This window comes from Fusibacter sp. 3D3, assembly GCF_001748365.1.
Lineage (GTDB): Bacteria > Bacillota > Clostridia > Peptostreptococcales > Acidaminobacteraceae > Fusibacter_A.
Genome location: NZ_BDHH01000014.1, coordinates 149,642 through 155,641, shown reverse-complemented (window position 1 = coordinate 155,641; position 6,000 = coordinate 149,642). Strand labels below are relative to the sequence as shown.

The following is a 6,000-nucleotide window of genomic DNA, read 5'->3' as shown; positions in this document are numbered from 1 at the left end:
TAACATCATGCGATGTGGTTTACAGAAGCGCTTGGATGAGCTTTTTCTGGCTTCGTTGTACTTTTTCATCTGCTTTTTGCCAAAACCAGCTTCGAAAAGATGTCGTTGCAAAGTCGATCGTTTCAGTACACCTGGTGGCACACGACCTTCCAACTCCAGAATCAGAATAAGCTGGGCTATTGATCTCGTTGGAACTTCGCGTTTTAGTTGTATGACTTCAGATAGTAATTCATCAAAGTTTGATGGGAGGTTTTTKGATATGCGTTTTTCCAGGGTCTTGGGCTTCAAACCTGAAAATTCGCTGGTGCTGTAAGCCTTCTCATATCGATAAAGACTTCTGACGGACAACTGGTGTTTTTCAGCCAGTTCCTCTCGAAGTTGCTGCTTCTTTGCTGAATCAAGACTCTCATCCAGCAATGGTGATATGATTTGAAAGCGCCTTAATGCTTCTTGCTCTTGCCACTTTTTCTTTTCGTCATTCTTTTTCATTATAATGACCTCCTTTGAGGTCATCATAAACCATAGAGTTTATGACACAAAACCAAAGTCGGTGCAGAAGCAAACTACACAACGCCTAAAAAACCGCCTGAATTGTAGATGAATCTGAGAATGGTTTCAAGCCATTCTGGATTTGAACTTCGCAATTCATCGAGTAGTGACGTAGTGGATTTCAGAAGTTCCTCACTGAAACCCAGGACCTGAAAACCAATAGATCTCAAATACCCATTAATTCTATTGGTGTTAAAAGCCAACCAATGTTTCCATCTGTTGATTGTTATCTCGCATGGATAGTCTTCAGAATCGGCGTCAGTTGAAGTTACAATGCCGTCAACAGCCCCAGAAATGATTTCAGCCCCATAATGCTTGTATGGTACAAAGCAGTCAGGGAGCTCTCTGTGGAGACTTCCACAATGGGTACATTGAAGACGGCGTATCATGTAGTTTTTACGATTCTGGCCTTCAAGTTTCATATGTCTTAAAAGAGAATCTCTATACTTCAGTACATTATCGCAGATAGGACAAATGGTTGGATCATTACTCATAATATAAAAAAATCAAATTCCTCATTGAAAAAAGTTTCATAATCGGTTACAATTATCATGTTATTTGAGAGTCCTTGGATGCATGGTCTGTTGTAGGAGATGTGTTCAGGGACTTTTTCCTTTCATATACTAATGACAGTATACTAAGCAGAGCTATGACAATCAATAAGATTTGATAATTGCCAGATCAAGATGCCAATAACAGTATTTTACTGGCAAATGAAAAAGTTGCAGGTAAGTATAGCAAACGATTTGTTGAAAAAGAATTAGTTAGGCGATTAGAAAATGGATATAATAAAAACGATATAAAGTTTCAAAGGTTCTTGCCAAATGTTGAATTAGCTTTAGAACAGGAAAAACTATTTAAGCAAGATGTAAATGAAATATTTACAGATGTTGGTTCGAATATTGGAATTTTAATATCAAAAATGAGAATAAGTTAATGTGAAGACCTTGTCAATTTTGACAAGGTCTTTTTTTAAAAGATAACTGTTGATTGTCAAGTAGAATTGACCCACTTGTTAATGGGTAATGATTTGATAACCTGCACTTTTAAAGAGGTCTAATTTTCACCACCAAGTCTTTCTGGCGTTGCTATAAGACCAAGCAATATTTTAGGCGTGAAATATGCCACAATTCTCTGATAGGAATCCGCTGGTGAATGGTGCGTTTCATCAGCTTGTGTCAAGTAAAAACTAAAAAATGTAATTCGATGCAAAATCTGGTTTTCAAGCCCACCAAGTGCATATTCTGCAACAATCTCCGAAGTATCCGCACAAAGAATTATGCCTATCGGTTTATCATCGGTATCATCATTTACCTCATTGGCATAATAATTGACATACATATTCATTTGACCATTTTCTGGTTTGAGGCTCCCCATTTTCAGATCTATCAAAACATATGCCTTTAACATTTTATTGTAAAAAACCATATCCACATAATAATGCGTATTTCCCAATGTGATTCTCTGCTGTGAGCCTACAAACATAAACCCGCGTCCAAACTCAAGAAGGAATTTTTCGATTTTTACAATCAAGGCCTTTTCCAAATCCTTTTCAAGCATTGGTTTATTTTCTGGAATACCTAAGAACTCAAATACATAGGGATCTTTTAATATGTCATTCGGTTTCGAATATTGCACGCCTTGATTTGCCAACGCAAGAACTTTTTCCTTGTTTCCACTCCCATTAGAAAGTAATAGTCTCTCAAACAAAGACGTATCAATCTGTCTTTTTAATTCGCGTACAGACCAATTAGAGTTAATCGATTCTTGTTGATAAAACGATCTAGCCTGTTGATCCGATACGTTTAGAAGTTCACAGTAATGAGACCAACTCAATTTAACAGACAGTGTCTGTTGATTTTCATATTCGAGATAAAACCTTCTCATGTATTGCAGGTTTGAAACCGAGAAACCTTTGCCAAGCTCCCGAGTCAGTTCTTTAGATAATGACTTTAACAATTGTTTGCCATACTCAGCCTTTTCCGAACCTGCTTGTTCACTTTCTACAATAATTCTGCCGATATTCCAATAGGCTATAAAAGCTCATTATTTACAGTTCGTGCAACTTTTTCTCTTGCTTCAGGTAAAATTTGTTTGATTTCTTGTATAGCAGATTGATTTTGAAGCTCTAACATCTTAGTTCACATCCTTTCACAATTCCTTACCTTTGTTTTCTATAGATAATCCCGCAATTACCCCAACCAGTTCATTCGCTAATTCCTCATCCTCAATTCGGATCAATGAATTTTCATCATAGCTTCCACCCAAAATGTCAATTCCGCCATACCAAACAGTTTTGTTGTCAACAATCATGAATTTATAGCGATTTTTTGGTAACTGAATAACCTGAATGCCCTCTTTTTCTATGTCATTAATAAATTCTTCAATATATGTCCTGTGTTTAATCGCATACTCGTCAAGACACTTAATACATAAAGCAACTCGCGTGCCCATTTTATACTTTTCAATCAGGACTTCCTTAATAGCATGAATCTTTTTCTTTTGAATAAACGAACTTGAAATAAGCACGTTTTTATCTGCATTTCTGATGTCCTTAATCACATGTTCAAAATAGTTTGCTTCATCATAAATTCCATTTTCTATATTGAACTGTGTCCCATTAGACCTTACACTATAGCCGACTGAGCGATATGCTGTAAGCCTTTTATGGTACATCCTCTCAAGAACTGGAATATGGACATCTACATAATCGTAAATCAAAACTTCATCTTTGCCCTCAAAATTTCTGTGAAGTCTTCCTGCATACTGTGCAATTGTGCCCTTCCAGGCAATGGGCATTGCCATAAATAGCGTGTCCAGCCTAGCTTCATCAAAACCTTCACCAATCAATTTACCTGTTGCTATGATTACAAATCTATCATTATCTTCTAGTGCCCTGATCTTCCTGAGAGATTCTTTTCTTTCGCTGGTTTTTAGATTTCCTGATAAGACAATGACTTCAAAATCTTTGTTCATCATTAATTTTACTAATTGCTCAATATGGCTTGTTCTTTCAGTTAAAACCAATGGATTTCTACCTAAATCAATGGCACGCATAACATCTGATACAATCAATTCATTTCTATAATTGCTTTCACAAATATGTTGATAGATTTCTGTTATGTGCCATTCTTCCTGATTCTTATAAAGTGGCATTCTAGTACTTGTGAACCTTGGTACAATAAAGTGCTCAAAATTCCTTTTCTTAGCCTCCTGCTTTGCATCAACCTTATATCTAATTGGACCTAATTGCATAAATATTATTGGGTGATGACCATCTTTCCTTATAGGCGTTGCAGTAAGTCCATATACATACTTGGCATCTGTAGCACTTAAAATCCGACTGAAATTTGTGGCAGAAATATGGTGACACTCGTCTACAAGAACAAGCCCATATTGATGGATGAGTTGCTTTATTCCTTTATCCTGTTCGAACATAGACTGCATAATGGCAATATCAACAATCCCATTTATAGTATTTTTACCACCACCAAGTTGTCCTATTATAGATCTGTTCTTCCTTGGTTTTTCAATAACTTCATCAATCTCTAAAAATTGCTCTAAACGTTCTTTCCACTGAGTCGCTAGCTCTTTAGTATGGACTAAAATCAAAGTAGAACGTTTTTTCTCAGCAATTATCTTTGCTCCAATTACTGTTTTTCCAAACCCTGTAGTAGCAGATAATACACCATCTGTATTTTTGCTCAGTTTCAGTAAAGCCTCACTCTGATGATCAGTGAGCTGACCTTTAAACTCAACGTTTACAAATTTACCCTCATTTCTTTCATCAATTGTCTTGAAGTGGACACCAGTTGAATTAAGCTTATCCACTAAATCACTTTCTAAACCTCTAGGTAAAATGATGCTTTCAGTGTCTTCATCATAAACAACAGTAACTCGAGGCGTTCCAAATGTAGACTGACGCATTGCTTGTTTTGCGTAAAATTCCGGATTAGCATAGGTTGCTAGCCTTCTAATTGAAAATAGCGCTTTAGGCGACAGACCAGTTTTTGATACTATTAGACCACTACTCCTTGTGAGTATTACTGCTTCAGGAAAATCACTTTTATCAATTGAATCTAATTTTGATTTTCTATCATTTTTTTCATTCTCATCGCTTGCCTCTATTAGCATTTCAAGTTTACAGAACCCTGTTACAAACTCTTCAGATATTCTTTTTACCTCTGCCAAATAGCGCCATTGATCTCCAATTTTATTCAAGTTTGCATCAATAAATACTGAATTTCCTTGCTCTCTTGCCTCTTTTTGCAAAGGAAGTGCTATAAGATTTCCAAAACCATCTTTCTGTAGAAAATCTTGACTTGGAAATAGTCGATCATAGGAATCAAACTTAATATTCCCACACGCTTGCATAGCAAGATTTAAAATAATCGTTCCAAATTTCCTTGCAAGTGAAGCTTTCATTTCTCTCTCAAAGAAGAACCATAAATGACAGCCTTGACCTGAACGAGAGCGTTCAGCGTAAACAGGTATGTTATTGTCATTACAAACCTTAATGACAACTTTTATGTCTTCACCCCATGTTGACTCATCAAAATCCATCGCAAGTAGAAAACAGGTATCATTTTCCGTCATTGGATAGAGACCTAAAACATGCTTCCCTAATAGATGATTCTTAATTTGCTCCTTATCTAGTGGTGCAAAATGACTGTTTTTACACTCAGTGCATTTTATCTTAGGCTTATTACAAATCCCAGGCTTAAAATCATTGTAACAATAAGGTGAGTAACCAGGCTTATTCTTCCATCTCTTTGCACAGACATCAGATCTTCCTCTAAAAAATGATAGAAATAAATCAATTTTCTCTTTTCTAGAACTGCTTTGATTAATCAATCCGTCAGGCAATTCTAAAATTTCTTCTTTTAGCAGTAGATTTGCATCAGAACAATAAATTTCAGGTGTTTCTGAAACAAGTTTGCTTCTAAGCTGCTGAAGCTCTTCTTTCAGCCGCTTATTCTCATCCTCAAGAATTACATATTTTTTATAAAGTTCTTCATAATTCATTGGTTAGCCACACTCGCTTTCATCCTTAATCATATTGTTCTGAAATGTTATTGCCTTGGTATTTAGTATGCTATATCAAGTTTGTTTTCATACACATGATTTTTTTAATAACACCATCCAAATAAACCACACTATTTGGGTATTTGAATTACAACTGGCAATTGGATCTGATCCTCTGAAATCATATATTGATCTATGGTCTCATCCTCTACTAGCATTTTATTTTAAATTGACCGATCAATAAATTTGCAATTTCGATTTGCTTTTTTATATCTTCATGGTCTGATTTAAAGTGGCTGAATTTTTTTTCAATCACTGTTTGTAGATAAGACGCCAAAAAAGCCCCCTGAAGTTGATGCTTCAAGTGCATTTTTGTGAACTGCTTTTGTTGCTATGATTTGATTAAGTTCATCTTATAGGGCTTGG

At 35.8% G+C, this 6,000-nt stretch carries 5 protein-coding genes and 1 pseudogene; 1 reads left to right on the top strand and 5 read right to left on the bottom strand.

Annotated elements, in window-relative coordinates:
- Both F3D3_RS16015 and F3D3_RS24250 read right to left on the bottom strand, forming a co-directional pair.
- A pseudogene (locus tag F3D3_RS16015) lies at nt 1-489 on the bottom strand (transposase); the annotation flags it as partial.
- A gap of 74 nt (nt 490-563) precedes the next feature.
- Nucleotides 564-1,043, bottom strand: coding sequence for a DUF6431 domain-containing protein (locus tag F3D3_RS24250; RefSeq protein ID WP_084388849.1), 480 nt, complete (start codon nt 1,041-1,043; stop codon nt 564-566).
- A gap of 179 nt (nt 1,044-1,222) precedes the next feature.
- Between F3D3_RS24250 and F3D3_RS16005 the strand changes: the two genes are divergently transcribed.
- Nucleotides 1,223-1,486, top strand: coding sequence for a hypothetical protein (locus F3D3_RS16005; protein WP_069875458.1), 264 nt, complete (start codon nt 1,223-1,225; stop codon nt 1,484-1,486).
- 119 nt (nt 1,487-1,605) lie between these two features.
- Here the strand turns inward: F3D3_RS16005 and F3D3_RS16000 are convergent, their stop codons facing one another.
- From F3D3_RS16000 to F3D3_RS24920, 3 genes are all read right to left on the bottom strand, one after another.
- Nucleotides 1,606-2,559: a PDDEXK nuclease domain-containing protein gene (locus F3D3_RS16000; RefSeq protein WP_374700083.1), complete on the bottom strand. Its 954-nt coding sequence runs from the start codon at nt 2,557-2,559 to the stop codon at nt 1,606-1,608.
- A 141-nt stretch (nt 2,560-2,700) separates the two neighbouring features.
- Entirely contained in the window at nt 2,701-5,574 is a 2,874-nt protein-coding gene (locus F3D3_RS15995; RefSeq protein ID WP_069875456.1) for a DEAD/DEAH box helicase family protein, read from the bottom strand.
- Between the two features lie 211 nt (nt 5,575-5,785).
- Nucleotides 5,786-5,911, bottom strand: a complete 126-nt coding sequence (locus tag F3D3_RS24920) for a hypothetical protein (RefSeq protein ID WP_255364395.1) — start codon at nt 5,909-5,911, stop codon at nt 5,786-5,788.
- Nucleotides 5,912-6,000: the final 89 nt, after the last annotated feature.

Excerpts from the sequence above, each read along its gene's own strand:
- F3D3_RS24250 (WP_084388849.1), bottom strand. The coding sequence starts at position 1,043 with ATGAGTAATGATCCAACCATTTGTCCTATCTGCGATAATGTACTGAAG.
- F3D3_RS15995 (WP_069875456.1), bottom strand. The coding sequence starts at position 5,574 with ATGAATTATGAAGAACTTTATAAAAAATATGTAATTCTTGAGGATGAG.